This window comes from Kitasatospora sp. NPDC088391 (assembly GCF_044753345.1).
In the GTDB taxonomy this organism is placed as follows: Bacteria; Actinomycetota; Actinomycetes; order Streptomycetales; family Streptomycetaceae; genus Kitasatospora.
Genome location: NZ_JBIVNB010000001.1, coordinates 897,738 through 922,877, shown reverse-complemented (window position 1 = coordinate 922,877; position 25,140 = coordinate 897,738). Strand labels below are relative to the sequence as shown.

Genomic DNA, 25,140 nt, shown 5'->3' with positions numbered 1-25,140 from the left:
CAGTCAGCGAAGGAAGACCCGTCCCGTGCGACTCCGTCACCTGGCGTCGGCGCTGCTCGCCGCCGCCCTGGCCCTGCCCACCGCGCTGCTCACCGCCGCGCCCGCGCACGCCGCGACCTCGCTGAACGCGGACGGCTCCAGCTGGGCCGGCCCGGCCATCGACCAGTGGCGGCGCGACGTCGGCCCGATGGGCATCGAGATCGACTTCAACCCGGTCGGCTCGGCCGCGGGCCGGGTCCAGTGGGCCAACGGCCAGGACGACTTCACCGCCTCCGACGTGCCGTTCCGCTCCGGCGCCGACACCGGCATCGACCCCACCCGCGGGCAGGCCGGCCAGGGCCAGTCGGAGAACCCGCGGTACGGCTACTCGTACGTGCCGATCACGGCCGGCGGCACCGCCCTGATGTACCACCTGGAACTCGGCGGCAAGAAGGTCACCGACCTGCGGCTGTCCACCGACACCATCGTGGACATCTTCACCAACCGGATCACCTCCTGGGACGACCCGAAGATCACCGCCGACTACGGGCGGGCGCTGCCGAAGATCCCGATCACCCCGGTGGTCCGCTCCGACGGCTCCGGCGCCACCGCCCAGTTCACCCGCTGGATGCAGCACACCCACAAGGACCAGTGGGAGGGCTACTGCAAGCAGGTCAACGGCGTCACCTGCGGCGACTACACCGAGTTCTTCCCCGCCGCGGGCCGGATGACCTCGCAGAACGGCTCCGACGTGGTGGCGGGCTACATCCAGTCGCCGACCGGCGTCGGCGCGATCGGCTACGACGAGTACGCCTTCGCCAAGCGCGCCAACTGGCCCGTCGTCAAGGTGCTCAACCCGGCCGGGTACTACAGCCTGCCGACCGCCTCCAACGTGGCCGTCGCACTGACCGCCGCCCGGATCCGCGGCGTCGACGACAACACCTCCGCCGACGACCCGAACTACCTGCAGCAGAACCTCGACGGCGTCTACACCAACAACGACCCGCGCTCCTACCCGATCTCCTCCTACAGCTACCTGATCGTGCCGCGGGCCGCCGCCGCGCTGCCGGTGCCGCCGCGTTTCAACGACGCCAAGGGCAACGCGCTCAGCCGCTACCTCGCCTACGTGCTGTGCGCCGGGCAGGGCGAGGCCGACGAGCTCGGCTACTCGCCGATCCCGCGCAACCTGGTCCGCGGCGGGCTGCTGCAGACCCGGCACATCCCCGGCAACGCCAGCCCCGTCGACCCCGACTCGCTGAACAACTGCGCCAACCCGACGTTCAATTCGGCCGGCGAGCTGACCGTGCTGAAGAACGCCCCGCAGCCCGGCCCCTGCGACAAGAAGGGCGCCCCCCTGGCCTGCACCGTGCAGAACGGACAGGCCGTCAAGTCCGGTACCGGAAACGGCACTTCGGGCGGCAACGGGACCGGCGGCAGCGGCGCGGCCGGCGGCGCGGGCGGGACGGGCGGCGCCTCCGGCGGCAACGGCGCGACGACCGGCGGCGCGGCGGGCGGCGACGGGAGCGGCGGCGCGGCGATCGACCCGCTGACCGGCGAGAGCGTCGAATCCGGCTCCGGCGGCGGCGGTTCGGGCGGCGCGCAGAACGCCCCCGGCACCGTGGTCGCACTCGACGGCCGCCCGCAGGACTGGCTGCTCTCCACCCTGACCGCGCTCGAACTGCTCGGCGTGGTCGCCGTCCCGCCGCTGCTGGTCGCCCGCTGGCGCCGCCGCGACACCACCACCGGGGGCAGCCGGTGAGCCACGTCGTCGCGCCCGCGCCCGTGCCCGTGCCGGACAGCACGCCCGCCCCGGCCCGCCCCGCCGGAGGCCCCGGCCCCGGCCCCGAACTCCCCGGCGCGGCCGGCCGCCGCGTGGTGCTGACCGTTGCCCGGGCGGTGACGCTCACCGCCGTCCTGCTGCTCGGCTTCGCCGGCTACCTGCTGGCGTTCTCCGGCCTCCAGCAGGCCCACCACCAGTCCACCGCCTACGCCACCCTGCGCGACCGGCTCGGCAGGGCCACCGCCCCGACCGGCCCGACCGCCGACGGCGCGCCGCTCGCCGTCCTCGACATCCCCGCGCTCGGCCTGCACCGCGCCGTCGTGGTCGAGGGCACCGACGGCCGTGACCTGATGCGCGGCCCCGGCCACCGCCGCGACACCGTCCTGCCCGGACAGCCCGGCGTCGCGGTGCTGTTCGGCCGCTCCACCACCTTCGGCGCGCCGTTCGCCGGCCTGACCGGCCTCAAGCCCGGCGACGGGATCGACGTCACCACCGGCCAGGGCAGCTTCCACTACACCGTCAACGCGTACGGGGACGGCGAGCACCCGATCCGGGACACCGCCCCGAACCGGCTGGTGCTGGCCACCGGGGACTCCGACTGGATGCCGACCGGCACCGTGCTGGTCGGCGCCCGGCTCGACGGCGACCCCGAACCGACCGGCGCGCGGCGGCCCGCCGCCACCCCCACCGACAAGATCCTGGCCGCCGACAAGGGCGCCCTGCCGGCGCTCCAACTCTGGTCGCTGGCCCTGCTGGCCGCCGTCGTCGGCGCCGTCGTCACCGCCCGCCGCTGGCGCCGCTCGGCCGCCTACCTGTGCTTCGCGCCGGTGGTCGCCGCCCTGCTCTGGTCGGTGTACGAGAACGCCGCCGCCCTGCTCCCCAACGTCTACTGACCCGCCGGGCCCGGCCGCGCCGCCGTCGCGCCGCCGGGCCCCGGGCCGCCAGCCCCGCCGGAAAGGACCGCCCGACCGATGACCGAGACCGCCCAACCCGCCCTCCCCGTGCCGAAGTTCGACTCCGCCCCGGCCGGTCCGGCCGACCCGCCGACCGTGCCGCTGCCGCCCGTCCGGCTCGACCCGCCGCCCGCCGGACGGCTGTCCGGCCTGGAGACCCGCGACCTCACCGCCTGGTTCGGCCCGCGCAAGGTGCTGGAACGCGTCTCGCTGGGCATGCGGGCCGGCGAGATCACCGCGCTGATCGGCCCGTCCGGCTGCGGCAAGTCCACCTACCTGCGGATCCTCAACCGGATGCACGAGATGGTGCGCGGCGCCGCCCTGGCCGGCGAGGTGCTGCTCGACGGCGAGGACGTGTACGCGCCCGGCCGCCGCCCCGCCGAGGTCCGCCGCCGGATCGGCATGGTCTTCCAGCGCCCCAACCCGTTCCCCGCCATGTCGCTGTACGACAACGTGGTCTCCGGCCTCAAACTGGCCGGCATCAAGGCCACCCGCGAGGAACGCGACCACCTGGTCGAGTCCAGCCTCCGGCAGGCCGGCCTGTGGGACGAGGTCGGCAACCGGCTCGGCACCGCGGGCGGCGCGCTCTCCGGCGGCCAGCAGCAGCGCCTGTGCATCGCCCGCTCGCTCGCCGTCTCCCCGGAGATCCTGCTGATGGACGAGCCCTGCTCGGCCCTCGACCCGACCTCCACCCGCCGGATCGAGGAGACCATCGCCGAACTCCGGCACCGGGTCACCATCGTCATCGTCACCCACAACATGCAGCAGGCCCAACGCGTCTCGCAGTCCTGCGCGTTCTTCCTGGCCGCCCACGACACGCCCGGCCGGATCGTCGAGGCCGGGCCCACCGAGCAGCTGTTCACCGACCCCGCCGACCCGCGCACCGCCGACTACGTCAACGGCCGCTTCGGCTGACCCGGCCGACCCCTGACCCCGGCCCCTCGGGGGCCGGGGCCCGGGGTCAGGGTGCCGGGGTCAGGGGCAGCGCAGGTGCAGCAGCGCCATGTCGTCGGAGTGCCGGCCCGCGTTGAGCGCGCGGGCCCGCTCGACCAGGCGGGTCAGCAGCAGGTCGCCGCCCGCGCCGCCCGCGTCCTCGATCAGCCGGATCACGCCCGCGGTGCCGAGCCGGCCCGCGTCCGGCGCGGTGCCGGTCCGGCCCTCGCTGAGGCCGTCGGTGTAGAGCAGCAGGTCGGCGCCGGCCGGCAGGGTGTGCCGGGTGGGCCGCCAGCTGCCGAGGCCGGGCGCGATGCCCAGGGCCAGGCCGTACTCGACCGGCAGCTCCCGGGCGGTGCCGCCGGAGATCACCAGCGGCGGGTGGTGACCGGCCAGATGGACCGTCAGTTCCCGGCTTTCGGGCCGCAGTTCGAGGATCGTGCAGGTGGCGAAGTTGTCGGCGGGCACCCGTTCGGCGACCAGCATCTCCTCCAGCAGCCGCAGCAGGTCCGCGCCGCGGTGCCCGCCCAGGGTCAGCGCCCGCCAGGTGATCCGCAGGCAGACGCCGAGCGCCGCCTCGTCCGGGCCGTGGCCGCTGACGTCGCCCATCACGGCGTGCACGGTGCCGTCGGAGGTGTGCACCACGTCGAGGAAGTCCCCGCCGAGCAGGGCCCGTTCGCGCCCGGGCAGGTAGCGGGTGGCGGCGGTGACGGGGGAGCCCTGGAGCAGCGGGGTGGGCAGCAGGCCGCGCTCCAGCCGGGTGTTCTCGTGGGCGCGCAGCCGGTTCTCGCGCAGCTCGGCGGCCGCCCGCTCGGCCTGCTTGCGGTGCACGGCGTAGCGGATCACCCGGGTCAGCAGGTCCGGGCTGACCTGGCCCTTGACCAGGTAGTCCTGGGCGCCGCCGGCCACGGCCAGCTCACCGGTGCGGGACTCGTCCAGCCCGGTCAGCACGATGATCGCGGTCTCCGGGCGGACCGACTGCAGGGTGCGCAGCGCCCCGATCCCGGTGGAGTCGGGCAGGTGGAGGTCGAGCAGCACGCAGTCGGCGCCGTGCGCGGCCAGCGCGGCCACCGCGCCGGCCAGGCTCTGCTGCCAGGCCAGCGAGTGCTCCAGGCCGGTGTCGAGCAGCAGCTCCTCGACCAGCAGGGCGTCACCGGGGTCGTCCTCGACCAGCAGCATCCGGTAGGCGGGCTCCGGCGGCGCGGACCGCTGCGGCTCGATCGCGGCGGCCGGGCCGGGGGCGGCGAGGCCGGTGGCGAGGCCGGGGACGGGACCGGTGGTGGGGGCGAGGTTCACCGGGCGCTCCCGGCGAGGGCCCCGGCCGGGTGCCCCCCGGCGGCCGCGCCGACCTCGCCCTCCGGCGCGTCCTGCTCCGGCTCCACCGGGGCCGGGGCCTCGGCGGCGAGCGTGAGGACGATCCGGGCGCCGCCGGTGTGCGCCGTGTCGACGGCGATCGTGCCGCCGTGGAACTCGACGATCTTCTGGCACATGGCGAGTCCGATGCCGTTGCCCGGGTACTCCTCGCGGGTGTGCAGCCGCTGGAAGATGACGAAGATCCGCTCGGCGAACTCCGGGTCGATGCCGATGCCGTTGTCGGTGACGGCCAGCTCCCAGTGCTCCCCGGTGCGGCGGGCGGTGACCGCGATCCGCGGCGGCCGCTCGGGGGAGCGGAACTTGACCGCGTTGCTGAGCAGGTTCTGCAGCAGCATGCCGAGCTGGGTGGTGTCGCCGGGCAGCGTCGGCAGCGGGTCGGCGGTGACCTCCGCGCCGGTCTCCTCGATCGCGACGGCCAGCGCGTCCCGGGTGTCGGCGAACACCCGGTCCAGGTCGACGGGCACGTACTGGCGGTGCAGCCGGCCGACCCGGGAGAACGCCAGCAGGTCGTTGATCAGCGTCTGCATCCGGTTGGCGCCGTCCACCGCGAAGCCGATGTACTGGTCGGCCCGCTGGTCGAGCTGCCCGGCGTAGCGGCGCTGCAGCAACTGGCAGAAGCTGGCCACCTTGCGCAGCGGCTCCTGGAGGTCGTGCGAGGCGACGTAGGCGAACTGCTCCAGCTCGGTGTTGGAGCGGCGCAGGTCGGCGGCCTGCTCGTCGAGCCGGTCGCGGATCCGGTCCGCGAGGGCCAGTTGCTCGACCAGGCGGCGGCGCATCTGCTCGACGTCGGTGCCGAGCTGGGCCAGGTCGGCGGGCCCGCCGGGGAGGTCGACGGGGTGGTCGAACTCGCCGCCGGCGACCCGGCGGACGTCCCGGGAGAGGGCGTCCAGCGGGAGGGTGATGCCGCGCAGGCCGAGGAAGGCGGCCCCGGCCAGCAGCAGCACGATGGCGCCGATGGTCGCGAAGACCCAGTGGCTGAAGTTCTCGGCGTCGGCGAGTTCGGCGGCCGAGCGGGCCCGGGAGCCCTCCAGTCGGACGCGCAGCGTGTCGCTCGCGGCCCGGACCGCGTCGAAGTCCCGCTTGCCGGCCTCGGCGTTGACGGCGGCCAGCGACACCGGCGCGCCGGACGGGGCGGCGGCCACCGGTTCGGCGACGTCCCGCCGCCAGACCGCGGCCCGGTCCAGCACCGTGTCCAGGTCGGCGAGTGCCGGGCCGTCCCCGGCGAGCAGGCTGCGCAGGCGCCGGACGGCGGCGTCCTCGTCGGTGCGCCCCTGGGTGTAGGGGTCGAGGAAGTCGGGGCTGCCGGAGAGGCCGTAGCCGCGGATGCCGGTCTCCTGGCCGACCAGGGCGGCGTCCAGCCGGACGGCGCTTATCAGCGCGGGCGAGGTCCGACCGGTGAGGCGCTCGGTGGCGTCGTTGGCGCGGGCGAGCGCCCAGCCGCCGAGCGCTCCGAGCACCAGCAGCACGGACAGCGAGACGACGACGCCGGTGCCCAGCCACCGCCGGGTGGTCCAAGCCGTCCTGCTCCGGGCCGTCCCGGTTCGGGCGGGTCGAGTCGTCGTGCCAGGCACCGTGCACCTTCCGTCACCGTCCGTCCGGCGTTCCGGGGCCCGGAGCCGGTCGAGCAGCCGTACTGTACACCGGGATCGACAACGAATGTTGTCGAGGCGTCAACCGCTGGCCTAGGATGCCTCCATGCCGGCCAACCCGACGCGACAGCGGATACCCGAAGACGAGCTGGCCATGCTCTGTGCGACGGCGCTCACCGATCTGGGTGTGCGGTTGACCGAGCGCTTCTTCGGCACCGACCCGGAAACGGACCACCTGGCCCGGCTGCGGGTCCTCGTCCACCTGCAGCGGGCACTCGCCCAGCAGTGCGAGCAGACGGCGCTGCACGCCGCCCGCGCCGGCGCGGGCTACCCTCAACTCGGCCAAGCCGCCGGAATCACCCGGCAGGGCGCCCGGCGCCGCTGGCCCGGCCTGGTGCCGGTACGGACCGACCAGACCCCGGCACGGACCGACCAGGCCCCACCAGCGGTACGACCTTCCTCTTCTACGGACCGGAGCCGGTAATGGCGACCCCCCTCAGCACCCGCCCCTTCGACATCCTGCTGGTCGAGGACGACCCCGCCGACGCCCTGCTGATCGAGGAGGCCCTGCTCGACCGCAGCGACACCCGCACCATCACCCAGGTCTCCGACGGCCTCGCCGCGCTGGAACGCCTGCGCGACCCGGCACTGACCCGCCCCGACCTGATCGTGCTCGACCTCAACATGCCCCGGATGAACGGCCGCGAACTGCTCGGCGTGCTCAAGGGCGACGAGGAGCTGAAGATCATCCCCACCGTCGTGCTCACCACCTCCGGCGCGCCCGACGACATCTCCTCGGCCTACCGCAACCACAGCAACGCGTACATCACCAAGCCGGTCAACCTGGACGACTTCGTCCGCGCCGTCCGGCAGATCGACACCTTCTTCCTCGACACCGCGACGCCCCCGGCCCGCTGACGGCCGCCGCACCGGCAGCCCCGCTCGCCCCGGTCGCCCCGGCCGGTGCGGCAGGATGGGACCTGACGGGCCGTCGGGCCCGGCGCACGGACGGACGGGCGGAGGCGGCGGATGGACAGCGGGCAGACCTGGGACGTGGTGGTGCTCGGCGGCGGGCCGACCGGCGAGAACCTCGCCGACCGGGCCCGGGCCGGCGGCCTGAGCGCGGTGGTCGTGGAGAGCGAACTCGTCGGCGGCGAATGCTCCTACTGGGCGTGCATGCCCAGCAAGGCCCTGCTGCGCCCCGCCGCGGCGCTCGCCGACGCCCGCCGCCTGCCCGGCACCCGGGAGGCCGTCACCGGTCCGCTGGACGCCGCCGCCGTGCTGGCCCGCCGGGACGCCTTCGCCTCGCACTGGCACGACGACGGCCAGGTGTCCTGGCTGGAGTCGGTCGGCATCGACCTGGTCCGCGGCCACGGCCGGCTGGACGGCGAGCGCCGCGTCCTGGTCGACACCCCCGACGGCGGGCGGCGGGTCCTGCACGCCCGGCACGCCGTCGCCGTCTGCACCGGCACCCGGGCCGCCCTGCCCGACCTCCCCGGCCTGGCCGACGCCGGGGTCTGGACCAGCCGGGAAGCGACCTCCGCCAAGGCCGCCCCCGGCCGGCTCGCGGTGGTCGGCGGCGGCGTCGTCGCCGTCGAAATGGCCACCGCCTGGCGGGCGCTGGGCAGCGAAGTCACCCTGCTGGTGCGCGGCGACCGCCTGCTCGACCGCACCGAGGACTTCGCCGGGCAACTGGTCGCCGACGGCCTGCGCGCCGCCGGCACCGACGTCCGCCTCGGCGTCTCCGTCACCGCCCTGCACCGCGCCCCCGGCGGCGAACTCACCCTCGACCTGTCCGACGGCACCCGGCTGCCCGCCGACGAGGTGCTGTTCGCCACCGGCCGCACCCCCAACACCGCCGACCTCGGCCTCGACACCGTCGGCCTCACCCCCGGCGGGTGGATCGCCACCGACGACACCGGCCTCGCCACCGGCGTCCCCGGCCAGTGGCTGTACGCCGCCGGGGACGTCAACCACCGCGCCCTGCTCACCCACCAGGGCAAGTACCAGGGCCGGATCTTCGGCGCCGCCATCGCCGACCGCGCCGCCGGCCGCCCGCTCGACACCGCCCGCTGGGGCCGCTCCGCCGCCACCGCCGACCACGCCGCCGTCCCGCAGGTCGTCTTCACCGACCCCGAGGTCGCCGCCGTCGGACTGACGCTCCGCCAGGCCGAGGACGCCGGACTGCGGGTCCGCGCCGTCGACTACGACCTCGGCAACGTCTCCGGCGCCGCCCTGCACGCCGACGGCTACCGGGGCCGGGCCCGCGCCGTCGTCGACCTCGACCGCGAGGTCCTGGTCGGCGTCACCTTCGCCGGCCCCGGCGTCGCCGAACTCCTGCACGCCGCGACGATCGCCGTCGTCGGCGAGGTGCCGCTCGACCGGCTCTGGCACGCCGTCCCCGCCTACCCCACCGTCAGCGAGATCTGGCTGCGCCTGCTGGAGACCTACCGGGGCTGAACCCGGGCGCCCGGCCCCGCCCCGGCCCCGGTGCTCCGGGTGGGGCGGGGCCGGAACAGGCGTCGGTCAGCCGCCCAGTTTCGCCACGGCCAGGCGGGCCAGGGCCTGTTCGGCCGAGGTCTCCGCCGGGGTGTTGGAGGAGTCCGTCGCGCCCCGGTCGGCCACCGCCTCGATCGCGTAGTGGCCGGCGCCGACGGTGAACAGCAGCTCCGGCTGGCTCCCGTCGCTCGCCCGGGTCAACTGCACCGCGCCGCCGCCGATCCCCGTCACCGGCTCCGCCCGGAAGGCCGGATTCGCCGTCAGCTGCGCGAACGAGGCGTCGTCCACCGAGCGCAGCGAGACGTACGCCCGGCGCGACCCCCAGGTGCAGGACCACGGCCGCTCCGTCGACGGCCCCTCCGCCAGCAACTGGGACGCGCCGCCCAGCGCCGCGCTCACCTGAGCGTTCGTCAGCACCGAGCACGGGTCCGCCGGACGGCCCGCCACGCCCGCGCCGACCGCAGTGGACGCGGCGCCCGCGGTGGAGGCGGTGGCCGGGGCGGCGGTTCCGGCGGGCGCGGACGGGGTTCCCGAGGCGGCCGCGTCCGCACCGCCCCCGCCCGACCCGCCCGATCCGCCGGAACCTCCCGACCCGCACCCCGTCACCAGCAGCGCGACCGCCGCCAGACCCGCCGTCGCCGTACCCACCCGCCGAGCATCGAAGAACACCGTCGCCCCTCCCGAGCCGTTCCGCACTGCCGGACCACCTCACGCTACCCACCCGGCCCGACGACCGGGCCGGAAACCGTTTTCCCGTTGTTGCGGCGGCATGACGCCACGTCACAATCCGGCCGCGCGGTTGATCGTCCGGCCCCCGTGTGTGAGCGTGGCGGCGGAGAACGCGCACAGTACGAGGAGGAACCCGGTGCCCACCCCCGACCGTCCCCTGCGATCGCTGGGCTTCCTGACCATCGGCCTGTTCGACGAGCACCGGCCCGCCGAAGGCCACGAGACCACCCTGCGGATGATCGAACTCGGCGAGCAGCTCGGCTTCGACAGCGCCTGGCTGCGCCACCGCCACCTCCAGTACGGCATCTCCTCCCCGCTGACGGTGCTCGCCGCCGCCACCCAGCGCACCCGCCGGATCGCCCTCGGCACCGCCGTCACCCCGCTCGGCTGGGAGAACCCGCTGCGGTACGCCGAGGACCTGGCCACCGTCGACGTGCTCTCCGGCGGACGGCTCAACCCTGGCGTCAGCGTCGGCCCGCCACTGCACTTCGAGGACGTCAAGGACGCGCTGTACCCCGACACCGCCGACCGCGAGGACTTCTCCTACCGCCGGGTCGAGCGGCTGCTCGGCCTGCTGCGCGGCGAACCGGCAAGCGCTTTCCGCGGCACCGAGGGCATCGAGTCCTACTCCGACCGCGTCCAGCCGCACGCCCCCGGCCTGGCCGACCGGCTCTGGTACGGCGGCGGCAGCCTGCGCTCCGTCACCTGGGCCGGGCAGCAGGGCCTCAACCTGCTCACCAGCAGCGTCGTCAAGGCCGAGACCGAGACCGAGACCGGGACCGGGGGCGGACAGGACGGGACCGCGGACTTCGAGACCGTCCAACTCGGCCTGATCCGGGCGTTCCGGGCCGCCCACCCGGCCGGGGAGCGGGCCCGGGTCTCGCACGGCCTCGTGGTGGTCCCCACCGACAGCGCCACCCCCGAGCAGCGCGCCAAGTACCACGCCTACGCCGAGTCCCGGCTCGCCCGCACCCGCACCCCGCAGGGCCCGGCCCGGCTGCTGTTCGCCCCGGACCTGGTCGGCACCAGCGAACAGCTCGCCGAACGGCTGTACGCGCACGCCGCGTTCCGCGAGACCGACGAGGTCGCCTTCGCCCTCCCGTTCACCTTCGCCCCCGAGGACTACACCCAGATCCTCACCGACCTCGCCACCCGCCTCGGCCCGCTGCTGGGCTGGAAGCCCGCCGCCTGAGCCCCTGGCGGGCCCGTTGTCGGGGGCGCCGGAAAACGGTTGTCCGGGGGTGCGGCGGCGCTGCTGGAATAGGGGCATGGACGAGACGATCACGACCCCGCTGGAGCGGATGCTCGCGGAACGCGCCTGCGAGCGCCTCCTGGTGGACTTCATCCACCGCCTGGACCTCGGCGAACCGGGCTCGGTCGCCGAGCTGTTCACCCCGGACGGCTACTGGCACTGGCCGTACGGCGACCGGCGAATCGAGGGCCGCGAGGCCCTGGGCCGGTACTTCGCGTCCCGCCCGGCGGACCGGCTGTCGCGCCGCCTGATGACGAACATCCTGGTCACGGTGGAGTCCGCGACGACGGCCCGGTCCGTCTCGTACCTGACGACGTACCGGGTCGACGGCTACGCGGGCGGCATGACCGAGCCCCGGCTCCCGGTCGGCATCGGCCACTACGAGGACACCTTCCGCAAGGTCGACGGCAGTTGGCTGCTGCACGGCCGCACCGTCTTCCTCCCGTTCGGCGCCGACACCGAGCGGCTGCCCGCCGCCGACCGGGCGGAGAGCGGCCGGAGCTGACCGGCCGGAGTGGACCGGTCGTCAGGTGCGGGGGAGCGGCGAGCCGACCCGGTGCAGCGTCCCCTCCGGGTCGACGTAGCCGAACTCCCGCAGCCCGTACGGGGTGTCGGCCGGGGCGGTGAGCCGCCCCGGCGCCCCGGCCGCCGCCCACTCGGCGTGCAGCGCGTCCGCGTCCGACACGTACAGGTACACCACCGCGCCCGTCCGGGCCGGGTCGTGCTCCGCCCACTCGGTCAGGTGCAGCTCCACCGCGCCCCGGCCGACGAAGCCGTACCGGTCACCGTCGTCCCCGCCCCCGTCCCCTTCGCCCCCGTCCCCCTCGTAGGGCTCCGCGGTGAAGCCGAGCAGCCGGTAGCGGGCCAACGCGGCGGCCAGGTCGCGCACCGGGACGACGGGCGCGACCCGGTCGAAGGAGACGGCGGCGGTGCGGGCGGCGGGGTCGGTCATCGGTCCTCCCGGACGGCGCGCGGGCCCTGACGGGCGTGCGGGCGAAGTGCCCCGCCGAGGCTACCGCCGGCCGCGGGGACACCGGCGGGACGCCGTGCCGCGCACGTTCCCGGAGGGATCGCTTCCGGATATCCTGCCGCGATGGAACGCCCACCGCGCAGCGTCGCGCCCCCGCCGGGGCGCTGGTACCGGCAGGTCGGCGGGCGCGGTTGGCGGGCGTTCGGGGCCGCGTGGGGCGGGTACGTGCTGGACGGGTTCGACTTCGTCCTGATCACGCTGGTGCTGACCGAGATCAGGGCCGAGTTCGGGCTGGACGCCGCCCGGGCGGCCTCGCTGGTCTCGGCCGCGTTCGTCAGCCGCTGGCTCGGCGGCATGCTGCTGGGCGCGCTCGGCGACCGGTACGGGCGGCGGGCCGCGATGGCGGCGAGCATCCTGCTGTTCTCGCTCGGCACCCTCGCCTGCGGCCTCGCCCCGAACTACGCCGCGCTGTTCGCCGCCCGCACCGTCGTCGGCCTCGGCATGGCGGGCGAGTACAGCGCCAGCGCGACCTACGTGATGGAGAGCTGGCCCGCCGCGCTGCGCGGCCGGGCCAGCGGGTTCCTGATCTCCGGCTACTCGATCGGCACCGTGCTGGCGGCCCAGGTCTACAGCGTGGTGGTGCCCGCCTACGGCTGGCGCCGGCTGTTCGTCCTCGGCGTCCTCCCCGCCCTGTTCGCGCTCTGGCTGCGCCGCGCCCTGCCCGAGGCCGTCGACTGGGCGGAGGCCGTCGCGGAGACCGCCACCCGCCCGAACCCGTTCCGCCCGCTGTTCACCACCGCCGACGGGCGCCCCGCCCCGCGCCGCGCCGCCGCCCACCTCGCCCTCGCCGCCGCCGTCCTCGGCGCGCTGCTGCTCCTGTTCACCGGCCGGGCCGGACCCGCCGCCTGGCCGCTCGCCCTGCTGGTCGCCGCGGGCCTGGGCACCTTCGCCGTGCGCCTCGGCGGCCCGCGGTACCGGGTGCTGTACCTCGCGCTCACCGCCACCGTGTTCGCCGGGTTCCTCTACACCTGGCCGATCCAGGCGCTGCTGCCCACCTACCTGCGCACCGAACTGCACTACAGCCCCGAGCAGGTCCGCGACGTGCTGTTCTGGGCCGGGTTCGGGACGGCCGCGGGCTGCGTGCTGGCGGGCTTCACCGGCGACCGGTTCGGCCCGGCCCGCGCCTACGCGCTCACCCTCACCGCCTCGTTGGCCCTGGTCTTCCCGGTCTTCGCCGTCCGGGACGACCTGCTGCTGCTCGGCGTGCTGCTGTTCCTGCTGCAGGCCACCTCCTTCGGCATCTCCGGCCTGCTGCCCCGCTACCTGGCGGCCCGGCTGCCGGTGCGGCGCCGCGCCTCCGGCCTCGGCTTCGTCTACAACGTCGGCGCGCTGGGCGGGGCCGTCGCCCCGCTGCTCGGCGCCCGGCTCGCCGAGGGCCGGCCGCTCGGCCAGGCCCTGGCCGTCCTCACCTTCGGCCTCAGCCTGCTGGTGATCCTGCTGATCGGCCTGGACGTCCCCGGTCGGCTGCACCGCCGCTTCGACACCCTGCCGAACCCACTGGTCTGACATCGGATGTCCGGCGGTCGGCTGGTAGGCTGGGCAGCCCCCGCGGCCGGACGGGCCGCAGCCCGGGGGAGTGCGGACGGCAGAGGGGGAGACACCGGTGGCCGACAGCAGCCGCGGCAGGAGCGGGGCCTCGGCGCGGCCGCTGCGCCGCCACGAGGTGGCCGAGCGGATCAAGCGCTACATCATCGACAACCGGCTGCGCCCCGGCGACCCGCTGCCCAGCGAGGGCGAGCTGTGCGAGGCGCTGGCCGCCAGCCGCTCCAGCGTCCGCGAGGCCGTCAAGACCCTGGACGCGCTGGACATCGTCGAGGTCCGGCACGGCCACGGCACCTTCGTGGGGCGGCTCAGCATGTCCGCCCTGGTCGAGGGGCTGACCTTCCGCGGACTGCTCAGCCCCGAGGACGACTTCAAGGTCCTGGAGGAACTGGTCGACGTCCGCGAGGTGCTGGAGCGCGGCATGGCGCAGCGCATCCTGGACACCCTGCACGCCGACCACCTCACCGAACTCGACGCGCTGGTCGACGAGATGGAGGCCGGGCTGGCGGCCGGCCGGGAGGTCATCACGATCGACCGCCGGTTCCACGCGCTGCTGGTCGAGCCGTTGAAGAACGACCTGATCAGCCAGTTCTCCTCGGCCTGCTGGGACGTGTACGGCATCGTCGCCCCGCACCTCCAGGTGATCACCAAGCAGGACGAGATCGACACCGTGAACGCGCACCGGGCGGTGGTGGCCGCCGTCCGCGGCAGCGACGCGGCGGCCTTCGACCGGGCGGTGGAGGCGCACTACCGGCCCGCGCGGCGCCGGATCGCCGCCGCCCGCGAGCGCAACGCGAAGGCGGCCGCGGTGGCCGGCGCCGGGTCCGCTCCCGGCGCGGGCCCGGCTCCCGCCGCACGTCTCTGACGGTCCGTCAGGAGCCCTGCACCCAGGCGGTGGTGAAGGCGGTGTAGACGATGCCGCCGGTGCCGCCGATCTCGTACAGGTCGGCGACCGTGCCGTCGTCGAGCACCGCCGCGCTCGAGTAGCCGCTCGGCCCGGCCTTCAGCAGCGCCCGGTGCGGCCAGCTGGCGCCGTCGTCCTGGCTGATCCGGACGGTGAGGTCCTGCCGGGTGGCGTTGTCGGAGGTCGCCGCGTTGGACAGGACCGCGGTGCCGCTGAGCAGCGGCCGGCCGGCCGCGTCCACGTCGGTGGGCCGCAGGTAGGAGATCTCGTCGCCGTTGCACCCCGGGTCCAGCAGGCCCGAGTTCCAGGCGGCGCCGAACGGGGAGGCGACATCGGCGGCGCCGGTGTCGCTCGCGGTGGCGTACCAGCGGTTGCCGCCCCCGTTGGAGCGCATGTTCTGCACCACCTTGCCGGTGCCGCGCTGGATCGCCTTGGACTCGTTCACGCCGGTCGCCGCGGAGGAGCCCGCGTGCCAGCTCGCGCCGTGGTCGTCGGAGTACAGGTTCGCGGCGTGGTCGCCGGCCGCGTCGTGGTAGACCATCGGCTGTACCAGGCGGCCGGAGGCGAGCTGCACGCCGTGCCCGGAGGAGGCGAACATGCCCGCCCAACCGGCGTCCCGGACGGACGGGTTCAGGTCGACGACGGCGCTCCAGGTGGCGCCGTCGTCGTCCGAGCTGACGTAGCTGACGTGGGTGTTGGTGGTACCGGTGGCGGAGGTTTCGCCGGCCGTGGAGCCGGAGTAGCCGACGCCGGGCTTCGGCGCGTACGTGAAGAAGCAGAACACCCGGCCGGTGACGCGGTCCACCAGCAGGCTGGAGTCGCCGTAGCCCTCCTTGGTGGTGGGCGGGTGCGCGATGATCCGGGGCGCGGAGAAGGTCGTCCCGCCGTCGGTCGAACGGACCATCGCCACCTGGATGTTGTTCGTCCCGCCGCCGAGGTCGGCGCCGCCGTCGATCCGGGCGTCGGCGGTGGCGATCACCGTGCCGGACGCGGTCTGGGCCAGGGCCGGGATGCGCACCGACTTCGCGGTGGCGGTGGCCGTGGTGTACGAGACGCCGTCCGCCGCCAGGGTGTTGACGCCGCTGATCGGGGTGCTCGTGGTCAGCACGGTCTGCGCGTTCATGCCGGGGGTGCCGGCGGCCAGGCCGCAGCTCGCGGCGCCGGACTCGGTGGCGGTCCAACTGCGCCCGGTGGCAGACAGGTTGAAGGTGTACGGGGTGCCGTTCGGGACGGTCCAGTACAGCGAGGAGTCGCCGGACATCGCCGGAACGGTCACCGTCCAGGGCGAGTCGGCCCGGCCGGGCCAGGCGACGGCGAAGGTCTGCGCGGTGGCGGTCCGGTTGTCGAGCGTCACCCGCAGCCGGTGGGTGGCGGGCAGCGAGCCGTCCGCGGTGCGCGGGCACTCCAGGCTCACGTTGGCGTCCAGCGCGTTCGAGCAGTCCAGGGTGCCGGTGACGGTGCTGTCGTAGCCCTGCGGGGTGGTGGTGCGCAGCGTGTAGGCGGTGCCGGAGGGCTTGGTGAAGTAGAAGTGCGCGGAGTCGTGGGCCGCGACGCTCGCCGTCCAGGTGCCGTTGCCGGGCCAGGAGAGGGTGAAGACGGTGGCGGCGGCGGTGTCGTTCACCACGGTCTGCTGGATGCGTCCGCCGGACGCGCAGTCCTGGGAGACCACGGCGCGCTGGCCGGTCGGGGAGGCCGCCAGGGCGGGGCCGCCCGCCAGCGGCAGCGAGGCCGCCGCCAGGGCGAGGGCCGCGACCAGCGTGCGGGCGTGCGGAGGGGAGAGGGCCACGGGAGTGCTCGCAATCGTCCGAGGGGGGTTCGGTCGAGGGTTCCGCCGAAGGGGGGCCGCGTCCGCCGACCGGCGCGGAGCGCGCTGCGGCGGCCCGTTGGGGGTGGCCGGTCGGCGGACGGGTGGGGACGAGCATCAGAGCAAAGACATCTGATGTCTCGCCAGTGACCCTAGGGAGAACGAGTGCGAGCGGTCAAGAGGTCCGGCGCAAGACATCAGATGTCTTGGTGGTGGGATGCCTCAGTGGGCGGAGGTCCAGCCCGCGCGGTGCAGGCGGGCGAAGCCGTCGAGCAGGACGTCGAGGGCGAACTCGAACTCGAAGGCGTCGTCGCAGCCGCCGCCGACGACCGAGCCGGGGTCGTGCGAGCGGGCCGCGACGATCGCCGCCAGGTGCGGGAAGTGTGCCGCCATCGCCTGCAGTTGGGCTGCTGTCGCCGCCTGGGCGGCTTCGGCCGCTGCCTGGGCGGCCGGGTCGGTCGGCGGGGCGGGGAACAGTTCCTGGGTGAAGCCCCAGACCCGGCTGCCCAGGGCGTGCATGGCGTGGTGGGTCAGGTCGGCGGAGACTCCGCCCGCGAGGAACAGGCCGGCCACCGAGTCCAGGTGGCTGAGCATCGCGGGGGTCGGCCTGGTCCGGCTCTCGATCGCCCGGGACGCCCACGGGTGCCGCAGCAGCGCGGCCCGGGCGGCGAGGACGCGCCCGCGCACCGCCGCCTGCCAGTCCGCGCCGCCCGTCGGCGGGCCGATCTCGCCGACGACCGCCTCGACCATGCCGTCCAGCAGTTCTTCCTTGTTGGCCACGTGCTTGTACAGCGCCATCGGCACCACGCCCAGCTCCTGGGCCAGCCCGCGCATGCTCAGCGCCTCGATCCCGGTCCGGTCCGCGAGCTCCACCGCGGCGGCCAGCACCCGGGCCCGGTTCAGCTGCGGTCGGCGAGCGGCGTTCGGGGTGCGGTCCATCGGGGCGGCGCCTCTCGCGGGTCGGACGGGCGTTGACAGGTGTACGCGGTGCACCCTACCTTTCGAGCCGGAGGTGTACGCCGTACACCTCCGGCCGCGCCCGGACCGTTCCGGGCCCTTCCGATCCGAGGAGTCCCTGGTGGCAAGTTCCGTGCCCGCCGTCCCGTCCAGAAAGCTCGCCGTCGCCGCGGGCCTGTGCTACCTGCTCACCCACGTCACCTCGATCGGCGCGCTCGCCCTCTACGCGCCCGTCCTGCACGACACCGGCTACGTGCTCGGCACCGGCGCCGACCACCGGGTCCTGCTCGGCGCGCTCGCCGAGGTGCTGCTGGCGTTCGGCATCGTCGGCACCGCCTGCGCCCTCCATCCGGTGGTCCGCCGCCACGGCGAGGCCGCCTCGATCGGCTACGTCGCCCTGCGCACCCTGGAGGCCGCCGTCATCGCCGTCGGCATCGTCGCGCTGCTCGCCGTCCTGACCCTCCGTCAGCACCCGCCGGCCGGCGCCGACCCCGGCGCGCTCCTCACCACGGCCCGCGGCCTGGTCGCCGTCCACGACTGGACGTTCCTGCTCGGCCCGAACTTCGTCTGCGGCGCCAACACCACCGTCCTCGCCGCCGTGCTGTACCGCTCCCGACTGGTCCCCCGTCCCGTCGCCCTCCTCGGCCTGGTCGGCGGCCCGCTCCTGCTCGCCACCGCCACCGCCGAACTCTTCGGCCTCTACGGCCAGCTCTCCACGGCCGGCGCCCTCGCCGCGCTGCCCACCTTCGCCTGGGAGCTGGCCCTCGCCCTCACCCTGCTGCTCAAGGGCTTCCGCCCGGTCGGCGGACCGGCGCCGACCGGCCGTCCGACCGAGGCGTGACCCGTTCGTCACGGTCGGATTCCGGTGCGCGACCGATCACGGGGAACGGCGAACGGCGAACGGGGAACGGGGAACGGCGAACGCGGCGGCCCCCCGGGCAGCGGAGCAGCCGTCACCCGTCCTGCGGGGAAGGCCGGTCGCCGTTCTCCAGGGCCTCCGCGAACCGGCGGGCCAGCGTGGTCGGGTGGGTGATCGCGGTGCCCACCACGACGGAGAAGGCACCGGCGGCGAGGGCGGCGCGGGCCTGCGCCGGGGTGTGGAAGCGGCCTTCGGCGACCACCGGGACGGGGAGGGCGGCGGCGAGGGCGGCGACCAGGTCGAGGTCCGGGCCGGGGAGGCGCGGCGAGTCGGCGGTGTAGCCGGACAGCGTGGTGCCGACCAGGTCCGCGCCCGCCTCGGCCGCGCGCAGGCCCTCCTCGAACGTCGCCACGTCCGCCATCACCAGCGCGCCCGCCCCGTGCGCCGCCGCGAACGACTCCGCGAGCGGCCGGCCGTCCGGGCGCGGCCGGGACGTCGCGTCCAGCGCGACGACGTCCGCGCCCGTCGCCGCGACCTGCCGGACGTGCCCGGCGGTCGGCGTGATCACCACCCCCGACGCGCCGTCCTTCCACAGTCCGATCAGCGGCGCGTCGGTGGCCGCCCGGATCGCCCGCAGGTCGGCGAGCCCCTGGGCCCGCAGCCCGGCCGCCCCGCCCGCCAGCACGGCGAGCGACATCCGCCGCATCGCGTCCGGGTCGCGCAACGGCTCGCCGGGATAAGCCTGGCAGGAGACGATCAGCCGCCCCCGGAGCCGCTCCAGGACGGGCGGCGGGGGACCGGCGGGACGGCGGCCGCCGAGGGGCGGGGGCTGAGGGGGCGTCATGCGGGGCCTCCGGAACGGTGCGGGACGGCGCGGTCGGGTCGGGGGAGGTGCTGCCGGGCGAGACGGGCCGCGCCGACGATCGCGGCGCCGGTGCCCAACCGGCACGGGGTGAGGGCGAGTTGGGCCAGCGGGGGGAGCAGTTCGGCGGCGAAGGCGGCCCGCAGCGGCTCCCACCAGGACGGACCGCAGTGGGCGACGCCGCCGCCGATCAGGACGAGGTCCGGGTCGAGGACGTTGGCGAGGCCGCCGAGCGCCCGGCCGAGGGCCCGCGCGCCGGTCGCCAGGGTCCGGGCGGCGAGCGGGTCGCCGTCCGCGGCGAGGGCGGCGACCGCCCGCAGGTCGGTGACGTCCGGGCCGCCGCCCGCGCGGCGGTACGCGGCCAGCAGGGCCGGGCCGGACGCGACCGCCTCGACGTGGCCGGTGCCGCCGCAGGTGCAGGGCAGGCCGTCCGCCTCGGGGACGGCCAGGTGCCCCAGGTGCCCGGCCGCGTTCCGGGCCCCGTGGTGGACCCGGCCGTCGATCAGCAGCGAACCGCCGACGCCCGTCCCGACCGCGGCCAGCAGCACGGTGCGGGCGCCCCGGGCCGCGCCCGTCCACGCCTCGCCGAGGGCGTGCGCGTGCACGTCGTTGTCGACGGCGACCGGCAGGCCGAGCAACTGCTCCAGCCCGGAACGGAGTTCGGTCCCCGCCCAGCCCGGCATCGCGTCGGTCGCCGAGACGACCCGGCCGCGCGCCGGATCGATCACGCCCGCGCTGCCGACCCCGACCGCCGCCGGCTCGCCGCCGAGCGCCCGGACCGCCCCGGCCACCGCTGCCAGCACCGCGGCCGGTCCCTCGGCGGCGGGCGTCGGCACGGTGACGACCCGTCCGACCGCGCCGTCCGGCCCGACCAGCGCGGCGGAGGTCTTCGTCCCGCCGATGTCCACCCCGGCCACGACCGGCCCGACCGGGCCGGCGGAGGCGGCGACGGCGACGGTGGCGGCGACCGGAACTTCAGGATCAACGGGCTTTCCGCGCACCGGTGTTGTGCCACCCGACCCCGACGGCCCACCGGCGGCCCCCGGCCCGGCAGTCTGTGGCCCGGCGGTCTTCAGCTCGGCGGCCTCCCGCCCGTTGCCCGGCCGCCCTGGTGTCCCGCCGCCGTAGGCGGGGTCCGTGGCGGGGGTCAACGCAGCCCGGCCCGGTCGAGGATCGCGGCGACGGCGGCGGTCTGTTCGGCGTCGTAGGGGGCCATGGGGGTGCTCATCGCGTTGGTGGCGATGACGCCGCGCAGCATCAGCGCGGTCTTGAAGGCGCCGAGGCCCGCGGCGGTGCCGGAGGTGTCCTCGGCGACGGTGACGATCTCGAACAGGCTTGCCAGCCGGTCCTGTTCGGCCGCGGCGGCGGCCCAGTCGCCGCGCGCGGCGTGGTCGACCAGGCGGCGGTAGCCGTGCGGGTCGACGTTGCCGAGGCCGGGGACGACGCCGTCCGCGCCGCCGAGCAGCGCGCCGTCGACCACCACCTCGTGGCCGGTGAGGACCGCGAAGTCCGGCAACTCCCTTGCGCCCAGGCAGAGGTAGCGGAAGGCGACGTCGTCGCCGGAGGAGTCCTTGACCCCGGCCAGTACCCCGTCGGCGGCCAGCCGCAGCAGCATCGCGGTGTCCAGCTTGTTGTGCACGCAGACCGGGATGTCGTAGGCGAACAGCGGGAGTTCGGCGGCGGCGGCGATCGCGCGGAAGTGCCGTTCGATCTCCCCGGGGTGGGTGCGGGTGTAGAACGGCGCGGTGGCGACCACCGCGTCCGCGCCCAGGTCCCGTGAGATCAGGGCCCGTTCGATCACCCGGTCGGTGGTGGTCTCGATGCAGCCGGCGATCACCGGGACCTGGCCGGCGTTCGCGCCGACCACGATCTCCAGGGCGCGGGTGCGCCGGGCCTCGGTGAGGTAGGCGGTCTCGCCGGAGCTGCCGAGCGCGAACAGGCCGTCCACGCCGCCCTCCAGCAGGAAGCCGACCAGGCGTTCCAGCGAGGGGACGTCGATGTCGCCGTCGGCGGTGAGCGGGGTGACGACGGGCGGGACGACGCCGGAGAAGGCGGGGCGGCGGGTGGTCATGACGTGCTCCTGGGAAGAAGGTTCTCGGGGTGGATGCAGTGCCAGCGCCGGGTGTCGTCGCCGTCGGCGGCGGGGAACGCGGTGGCGCAGGCGTCGTCGGCCTTCCAGCAGCGGGTGCGGAACGGGCAGCCGGAGGGCGGGTTGGTGGCGGACGGGACGGGGCCGTGCAGGACGATCCGCGCGGTGTCCTCCAGCAGGCTGGGGGTGGCGGAGAGCAGGGCCCGGGTGTACGGGTGGGCGGGTGCGGCGGCGACCTGCCGGGCGCGGCCCTCCTCGACCACCCGGCCGAGGTAGAGCACGGCGAGCCGGTCGGCGAGGTAGCGCACGGTCTGGATGTCGTGCGAGACGAACACCATGCCGAGGCCCAGGCGTTCGCGCAGGTCGACCAGCAGGTTGAGGACCTGGGCGCGAACCGAGACGTCCAGTGCGCTGGTCGGCTCGTCGGCGACCACGATCTCCGGTTCCAGGGCCAGCGCCCGGGCGATGGCGACGCGTTGGCGCTGCCCGCCGGAGAGCTGGCCGGGCAGGTTGCGGGCGACGTGGCCGGGCAGGCCGACCAGGTCGAGCAACTCCTCGACGCGGGCCTCGCGTTCGGCGGGGGTGCCGCGCCGGTGGACGTCCAGCGGGTCGCGCAGGATGCGGCCGACCGGCAGTCGCGGGTTGAGCGCGGTGGAGGCGTCCTGGAACACCATGGCGACGCCGGAGCCGAATTCGCGCCGCCGCCGGTCGGCGGGCAGGGTCCACAGGTCCTCGCCGCGGAAGGACACGGTGCCCTCGGTCGGCTTCTGCAGGCCCGTCAGGACCCGGGCCAGGGTGGACTTCCCGCAGCCGGACTCGCCGACCAGGCCGAGGATCTCGCCCTTGCCCACGGTGAGGGTCGCGTCGGTCAGGGCGTGCACGGCGTCCCGTTTGAACAGCCCGCCACTGCGGGCCCGGTGGCGGACGTGCACACCGTCCAGGCTCAGTACGGGACGTGTCATCGCGGGCTCCTTTCGAGGCGGTGGGCCGCCGGGTGGTGGCAGGCGAAGGCGTGGCCGGCGGAGCGGTCGGCGGCCTGCGGCGGGGTGGTGCGGCACAGTTCGCTGGCGGCGGCGCAGCGGGTGGCGAACCGGCAGCCGGCGTTGAAGCGCTGCGGGGCGGGCACCACGCCGCGGATCTGGTGCAGGCGCTCGGACCCGGCCTCCAGGGAGACCACCGAGCCGAGCAGGCCGCGGGTGTAGTGGTGCGCGGGATCGGTCAACAGGGCCTCGGTGTCGCCGAGTTCGGCGAGCTGTCCGGCGTACATGACGGCGACCCGGTGGGCCAGGTCGCCGACCAGGGCGAGGTCGTGCGAGACCAGCACCATGGCGAAGCCGAGCTCCTCGCGCAGCCGGACCAGCAGTTCGACGACCTGGGCCTGCACGGTGACGTCGAGCGCGGTGGTCGGCTCGTCGGCGATCAGCAGCTTCGGGTCGCGGGACAGCGCCATGGCGATCAGGACGCGCTGGCGCTGGCCGCCGGACAGCTCGTGCGGGTAGGAGCGCAGGGTGCGTTCGGGGGAGAGGCCGACCAGGTCGAGCAGTTCGGCGGGGGCCCTGGTGCCGCCGCGCGAGGTGAGTTGGCGCAGTTGGCGGCCGACCAGCATCGACGGGTTGAGCGAGGAGAGCGCGTCCTGGTACACCATGGCGATCTCGGGTCCGGCCAGGGCGCGGCGCTCCTTGGCGTCCATGGTGAGCAGGTCCCGGCCGCGGTACTCGATCCGGCCGGAGACCTCGGCGTTGCGGGCCAGCAGGCCCATCACGGCCAGCGAGGTGATCGACTTGCCGCAGCCGGACTCGCCGACCAGGCCCAGGGTCTCGCCCTGCCGGACGGTGAAGTCCAGGCCACTGACGACGGCGACCTCGCCGTAGCGGTCGGGGAAGCGGATCGACAGGTCGCGCACCGCGAGCAGTTCGGGCGCGTCGTCCGGGACGGGCGCCACCGGGCCGGGCCGGTCGGCGATCCGCTCGGCGAGCACCGCCAGCGCGGCGGAGACCCGCTCGTCCTCGGGGGCCGCTCCGGTGCCGGCCCGATCCGAACCGCCTTGCACCGGAGCGGACTTGGCGGGCGAGGCGGTGGCGTCGGTGAGCCCTTCGGCGAGCACGTTCAGCGCCAGTACGGTAACCAGGATCGCCAGGCCGGGGAAGAGCGTCGCCCACCAGCCGCCGGCCAGCAGGATCTGCTGCCCGTACGCGAGCACGTTGCCCCAGCTCGGGTTGGGCTGCTGCACGCCCGCGCCGAGGAAGGACAGGCTGGCCTCGAAGATGATCGCCTCGGCGACCAGCACGGTGGCGAACACCGCGATCGGGGCGGCGCAGTTGACGGCGACGTGCCGCAGCACGATCCAGCCGCGCCGGGCGCCGATCACCTGCTCGGCGGCCACGTAGTCCTCGCCGTACTGGGCCTGGACGTTGGCGCGCACCACCCGGGTCAGCATCGGCACGTAGACGAAGGCGATCGTGCAGACCAGGATCGGCACGCTGGTGCCGAAGATGGTGACCAGCACGGCGGCCAGCGCGATCGGCGGGAAGGCCATCACCACGTCGAGGGTGCGCATCACGCCCTCGTCGCCGGCCTTCCGGGAGGTCGCGGCGAACGCGCCGAGCACGCTGCCGACCAGCAGCGCGACCAGGGTCGCGCCGAGGCCGATCACCAGCGAGTAGCGGGCGCCGCCGACCACCCGGGCGAACACGTCGCGCCCGGCCCGGTCGGTGCCGAACCAGTGCGCGCCGCCAGGAGGTTGCACCGGCAGGCCGGTGGCCAGCGGGTCCTGGGTGAACAGCGGGCCGAGGGCCGCCGCGAACAGCACCAGCAGCAGCACGCCGAGGGCGATCCGGGAGGCGGGCGGCAGCCGGCGGAAGGCGACGCCGGGCCGGGCCAGCGAGCGCAGGAGTCCGATACGCATGATCACACCGTCCTGACACGGGGGTTGACGAGCAGGACGAGCAGGTCGACGAGGACGTTCACGGCCAGGAAGACCACCGCGATGGTCAGCACCGTGCCCTGCACCAGGGCGACGTCGCCGCCGGTGACGCCTTCGAGGATCAGCTTGCCCATGCCGGGGAGGTCGAAGATGGTCTCGATCACCACGGCGCCGGACAGCAGGTAGCCGACCCGCAGCCCCAGCACCGTCAGCGGGGTCACCAGCGCGTTGCGCAGCACGCCGCGGACCACCACGGCCCGCGGCAGGCCGTTGCCGGTCGCGGTGCGGACGTAGTCGCGGTCGAGTTCGGCGACCATCGCGGTGCGCACCAGCCGGGCCAGCCCGGCGGCCACCGGGATCGCCAGCGACACCGCGGGCAGGATCATCGTCCGCAGCCAACCGCCCACCGAGTCGGCCGGATTGACGTAGCCGCCGGTCGGCAGCAGCGGTCGGTTCAGGGCCAGTTCCTGGATCAGCACGATGCCGAGCCAGAACGACGGGATCGCGACGCCGGAGATCGACAGCACCCGGGTCAGCTGGTCGGGCCAGCGGTCGCGGTACAGCGCGCCGGTGAGGCCGAGGGCGAGCGCCAGCACGACCGCGATCGCCAGTCCCAGCAGGGTGAGTTGGAGGGTCAGCGGGAACGCGGTGGCGATCCGGTCGGCGACCGGCGCGCTCGGCGGCACGGTCACCCCGAGGTCGCCGTGCAGCAGGTCGCCGAGGAAGCGGACGTAGCGCACCGGCAGGGGGTCGTCGAGGCCGTGGGCGGCGGCGAACGCCGCCCGGGCCTGCTCGGACGCGCCGTCGCCGAGGGCGTTGTACGCCGGGTCGGCGGGCGAGAACTGCAGCACCACGAAGACCAGCAGGGTCACGCCGAGGACCATCACCGGCAGCATCGCGAGCCGCCGCAGCGCGAGCCGGAGGAATACGAGCATGAGGAGTCCCAATCAGGAGGGGCGGGGGGGGGGGCCCGGGCCCCCCCCCCGGGGGGCCGGGGGGGCGGGGGGGCGGGGGGGGGGCCGCGGGCCGCCCCCCCCCGGGGGGGCCCCGGCGGGGCCCCCCCCCCCCGCCGGGGGGTGGAC

The 25,140-nt window shown here is 75.4% G+C and carries 23 protein-coding genes; 11 read left to right on the top strand and 12 right to left on the bottom strand.

Annotation, left to right across the window (positions count from 1 at the left end):
* Positions 1–25 precede the first annotated feature (25 nt).
* The 3 genes from ACIQBJ_RS03945 (at position 26) to ACIQBJ_RS03935 (ending at position 3,627) form a co-directional block, all read left to right on the top strand.
* Complete coding sequence (locus tag ACIQBJ_RS03945; RefSeq protein ID WP_400702968.1) at positions 26–1,738, top strand: substrate-binding domain-containing protein; 1,713 nt, start codon at positions 26–28, stop codon at positions 1,736–1,738.
* On the top strand, positions 1,735–2,652 hold the full coding sequence (locus ACIQBJ_RS03940) for a sortase domain-bontaining protein (protein ID WP_400702965.1): 918 nt from the start codon (positions 1,735–1,737) through the stop codon (positions 2,650–2,652). The genes ACIQBJ_RS03945 and ACIQBJ_RS03940 overlap by 4 nt, the downstream gene beginning before the upstream one ends.
* Positions 2,653–2,730: 78 nt before the next feature.
* Entirely contained in the window at positions 2,731–3,627 is an 897-nt protein-coding gene (locus ACIQBJ_RS03935) for a phosphate ABC transporter ATP-binding protein (protein WP_400702962.1), read from the top strand.
* Between the two features lie 60 nt (positions 3,628–3,687).
* Here the strand turns inward: ACIQBJ_RS03935 and ACIQBJ_RS03930 are convergent, their stop codons facing one another.
* Both ACIQBJ_RS03930 and ACIQBJ_RS03925 read right to left on the bottom strand, forming a co-directional pair.
* Positions 3,688–4,941, bottom strand: coding sequence for a PP2C family protein-serine/threonine phosphatase (locus ACIQBJ_RS03930; RefSeq protein ID WP_400702959.1), 1,254 nt, complete (start codon positions 4,939–4,941; stop codon positions 3,688–3,690).
* Positions 4,938–6,590 (bottom strand): ATP-binding protein, encoded by a 1,653-nt coding sequence (locus tag ACIQBJ_RS03925; RefSeq protein WP_400702956.1) that lies wholly within the window; start codon positions 6,588–6,590, stop codon positions 4,938–4,940. Before ACIQBJ_RS03925 ends, ACIQBJ_RS03930 begins: the two co-directional genes overlap by 4 nt.
* 124 nt (positions 6,591–6,714) lie before the next feature.
* On the opposite strand from ACIQBJ_RS03925, the gene ACIQBJ_RS03920 reads away from it, so the two are divergent.
* From ACIQBJ_RS03920 to ACIQBJ_RS03910, 3 genes are all read left to right on the top strand, one after another.
* A complete protein-coding gene (locus ACIQBJ_RS03920; RefSeq protein ID WP_400702953.1) occupies positions 6,715–7,092 on the top strand; it encodes a hypothetical protein in 378 nt (125 codons plus the stop codon).
* Positions 7,092–7,526, top strand: coding sequence for a response regulator (locus ACIQBJ_RS03915; protein WP_400702950.1), 435 nt, complete (start codon positions 7,092–7,094; stop codon positions 7,524–7,526). The genes ACIQBJ_RS03920 and ACIQBJ_RS03915 overlap by 1 nt, the downstream gene beginning before the upstream one ends.
* 111 nt (positions 7,527–7,637) lie before the next feature.
* Positions 7,638–9,068, top strand: coding sequence for a dihydrolipoyl dehydrogenase family protein (locus tag ACIQBJ_RS03910; RefSeq protein ID WP_400702947.1), 1,431 nt, complete (start codon positions 7,638–7,640; stop codon positions 9,066–9,068).
* A 66-nt stretch (positions 9,069–9,134) separates the two neighbouring features.
* On the opposite strand, the gene ACIQBJ_RS03905 is transcribed toward ACIQBJ_RS03910, so the two are convergent.
* Positions 9,135–9,755 (bottom strand): hypothetical protein, encoded by a 621-nt coding sequence (locus ACIQBJ_RS03905; protein ID WP_400702944.1) that lies wholly within the window; start codon positions 9,753–9,755, stop codon positions 9,135–9,137.
* Positions 9,756–9,972: 217 nt separating this feature from the next.
* Between ACIQBJ_RS03905 and ACIQBJ_RS03900 the strand changes: the two genes are divergently transcribed.
* Both ACIQBJ_RS03900 and ACIQBJ_RS03895 read left to right on the top strand, forming a co-directional pair.
* On the top strand, positions 9,973–11,028 hold the full coding sequence (locus ACIQBJ_RS03900; protein ID WP_400702941.1) for an LLM class flavin-dependent oxidoreductase: 1,056 nt from the start codon (positions 9,973–9,975) through the stop codon (positions 11,026–11,028).
* A 76-nt stretch (positions 11,029–11,104) separates the two neighbouring features.
* Positions 11,105–11,593: a nuclear transport factor 2 family protein gene (locus ACIQBJ_RS03895; RefSeq protein WP_400702938.1), complete on the top strand. Its 489-nt coding sequence runs from the start codon at positions 11,105–11,107 to the stop codon at positions 11,591–11,593.
* 21 nt (positions 11,594–11,614) lie between these two features.
* On the opposite strand, the gene ACIQBJ_RS03890 is transcribed toward ACIQBJ_RS03895, so the two are convergent.
* Positions 11,615–12,040 carry a bleomycin resistance protein gene (locus ACIQBJ_RS03890; protein WP_400702935.1) on the bottom strand — a complete coding sequence of 142 codons (426 nt, stop codon included), beginning with the start codon at positions 12,038–12,040 and terminating at the stop codon, positions 11,615–11,617.
* Between the two features lie 141 nt (positions 12,041–12,181).
* Between ACIQBJ_RS03890 and ACIQBJ_RS03885 the strand changes: the two genes are divergently transcribed.
* Together ACIQBJ_RS03885 and ACIQBJ_RS03880 are read left to right on the top strand one after the other, a co-directional pair.
* A complete protein-coding gene (locus ACIQBJ_RS03885; protein ID WP_400702932.1) occupies positions 12,182–13,624 on the top strand; it encodes a sialate:H+ symport family MFS transporter in 1,443 nt (480 codons plus the stop codon).
* Positions 13,625–13,721: 97 nt separating this feature from the next.
* Positions 13,722–14,525, top strand: coding sequence for a FadR/GntR family transcriptional regulator (locus ACIQBJ_RS03880; RefSeq protein WP_400702929.1), 804 nt, complete (start codon positions 13,722–13,724; stop codon positions 14,523–14,525).
* Positions 14,526–14,532: 7 nt separating this feature from the next.
* Here ACIQBJ_RS03880 and ACIQBJ_RS03875 read toward each other — a convergent pair whose 3' ends face one another.
* On the bottom strand, positions 14,533–16,350 hold the full coding sequence (locus ACIQBJ_RS03875) for an exo-alpha-sialidase (RefSeq protein WP_400702926.1): 1,818 nt from the start codon (positions 16,348–16,350) through the stop codon (positions 14,533–14,535).
* 240 nt (positions 16,351–16,590) lie between these two features.
* Positions 16,591–17,307, bottom strand: a complete 717-nt coding sequence (locus ACIQBJ_RS03870; RefSeq protein WP_400702923.1) for a TetR/AcrR family transcriptional regulator C-terminal domain-containing protein — start codon at positions 17,305–17,307, stop codon at positions 16,591–16,593.
* A 139-nt stretch (positions 17,308–17,446) separates the two neighbouring features.
* Between ACIQBJ_RS03870 and ACIQBJ_RS03865 the strand changes: the two genes are divergently transcribed.
* Entirely contained in the window at positions 17,447–18,166 is a 720-nt protein-coding gene (locus ACIQBJ_RS03865; protein ID WP_400702920.1) for a DUF4386 domain-containing protein, read from the top strand.
* A gap of 112 nt (positions 18,167–18,278) precedes the next feature.
* Here ACIQBJ_RS03865 and ACIQBJ_RS03860 read toward each other — a convergent pair whose 3' ends face one another.
* The 6 genes from ACIQBJ_RS03860 to ACIQBJ_RS03835 all read right to left on the bottom strand — a co-directional run bounded on the left by ACIQBJ_RS03860 (position 18,279) and on the right by ACIQBJ_RS03835 (position 24,993).
* Positions 18,279–19,028: an N-acetylmannosamine-6-phosphate 2-epimerase gene (locus ACIQBJ_RS03860; protein WP_400702917.1), complete on the bottom strand. Its 750-nt coding sequence runs from the start codon at positions 19,026–19,028 to the stop codon at positions 18,279–18,281.
* Positions 19,025–19,954, bottom strand: a complete 930-nt coding sequence (locus tag ACIQBJ_RS03855) for an ROK family protein (protein WP_400703492.1) — start codon at positions 19,952–19,954, stop codon at positions 19,025–19,027. The genes ACIQBJ_RS03860 and ACIQBJ_RS03855 overlap by 4 nt, the downstream gene beginning before the upstream one ends.
* Positions 19,955–20,193: 239 nt before the next feature.
* A complete protein-coding gene (locus tag ACIQBJ_RS03850; protein ID WP_400702914.1) occupies positions 20,194–21,117 on the bottom strand; it encodes a dihydrodipicolinate synthase family protein in 924 nt (307 codons plus the stop codon).
* Positions 21,114–22,097, bottom strand: a complete 984-nt coding sequence (locus tag ACIQBJ_RS03845; RefSeq protein WP_400702911.1) for an oligopeptide/dipeptide ABC transporter ATP-binding protein — start codon at positions 22,095–22,097, stop codon at positions 21,114–21,116. The genes ACIQBJ_RS03850 and ACIQBJ_RS03845 overlap by 4 nt, the downstream gene beginning before the upstream one ends.
* On the bottom strand, positions 22,094–24,040 hold the full coding sequence (locus tag ACIQBJ_RS03840; RefSeq protein ID WP_400702908.1) for a dipeptide/oligopeptide/nickel ABC transporter permease/ATP-binding protein: 1,947 nt from the start codon (positions 24,038–24,040) through the stop codon (positions 22,094–22,096). The genes ACIQBJ_RS03845 and ACIQBJ_RS03840 overlap by 4 nt, the downstream gene beginning before the upstream one ends.
* A 2-nt stretch (positions 24,041–24,042) precedes the next feature.
* On the bottom strand, positions 24,043–24,993 hold the full coding sequence (locus ACIQBJ_RS03835) for an ABC transporter permease (RefSeq protein WP_400702905.1): 951 nt from the start codon (positions 24,991–24,993) through the stop codon (positions 24,043–24,045).
* Positions 24,994–25,140 lie beyond the last annotated feature (147 nt).

Excerpts from the sequence above, each read along its gene's own strand:
- ACIQBJ_RS03845 (WP_400702911.1), bottom strand. The coding sequence starts at position 22,097 with ATGACACGTCCCGTACTGAGCCTGGACGGTGTGCACGTCCGCCACCGG.
- ACIQBJ_RS03870 (WP_400702923.1), bottom strand. The coding sequence starts at position 17,307 with ATGGACCGCACCCCGAACGCCGCTCGCCGACCGCAGCTGAACCGGGCC.
- ACIQBJ_RS03850 (WP_400702914.1), bottom strand. The coding sequence starts at position 21,117 with ATGACCACCCGCCGCCCCGCCTTCTCCGGCGTCGTCCCGCCCGTCGTC.
- ACIQBJ_RS03860 (WP_400702917.1), bottom strand. The coding sequence starts at position 19,028 with ATGACGCCCCCTCAGCCCCCGCCCCTCGGCGGCCGCCGTCCCGCCGGT.
- ACIQBJ_RS03920 (WP_400702953.1), top strand. The coding sequence starts at position 6,715 with ATGCCGGCCAACCCGACGCGACAGCGGATACCCGAAGACGAGCTGGCC.
- ACIQBJ_RS03890 (WP_400702935.1), bottom strand. The coding sequence starts at position 12,040 with ATGACCGACCCCGCCGCCCGCACCGCCGCCGTCTCCTTCGACCGGGTC.
- ACIQBJ_RS03935 (WP_400702962.1), top strand. The coding sequence starts at position 2,731 with ATGACCGAGACCGCCCAACCCGCCCTCCCCGTGCCGAAGTTCGACTCC.
- ACIQBJ_RS03910 (WP_400702947.1), top strand. The coding sequence starts at position 7,638 with ATGGACAGCGGGCAGACCTGGGACGTGGTGGTGCTCGGCGGCGGGCCG.
- ACIQBJ_RS03885 (WP_400702932.1), top strand. The coding sequence starts at position 12,182 with ATGGAACGCCCACCGCGCAGCGTCGCGCCCCCGCCGGGGCGCTGGTAC.
- ACIQBJ_RS03895 (WP_400702938.1), top strand. The coding sequence starts at position 11,105 with ATGGACGAGACGATCACGACCCCGCTGGAGCGGATGCTCGCGGAACGC.
- ACIQBJ_RS03915 (WP_400702950.1), top strand. The coding sequence starts at position 7,092 with ATGGCGACCCCCCTCAGCACCCGCCCCTTCGACATCCTGCTGGTCGAG.
- ACIQBJ_RS03840 (WP_400702908.1), bottom strand. The coding sequence starts at position 24,040 with ATGCGTATCGGACTCCTGCGCTCGCTGGCCCGGCCCGGCGTCGCCTTC.
- ACIQBJ_RS03835 (WP_400702905.1), bottom strand. The coding sequence starts at position 24,993 with ATGCTCGTATTCCTCCGGCTCGCGCTGCGGCGGCTCGCGATGCTGCCG.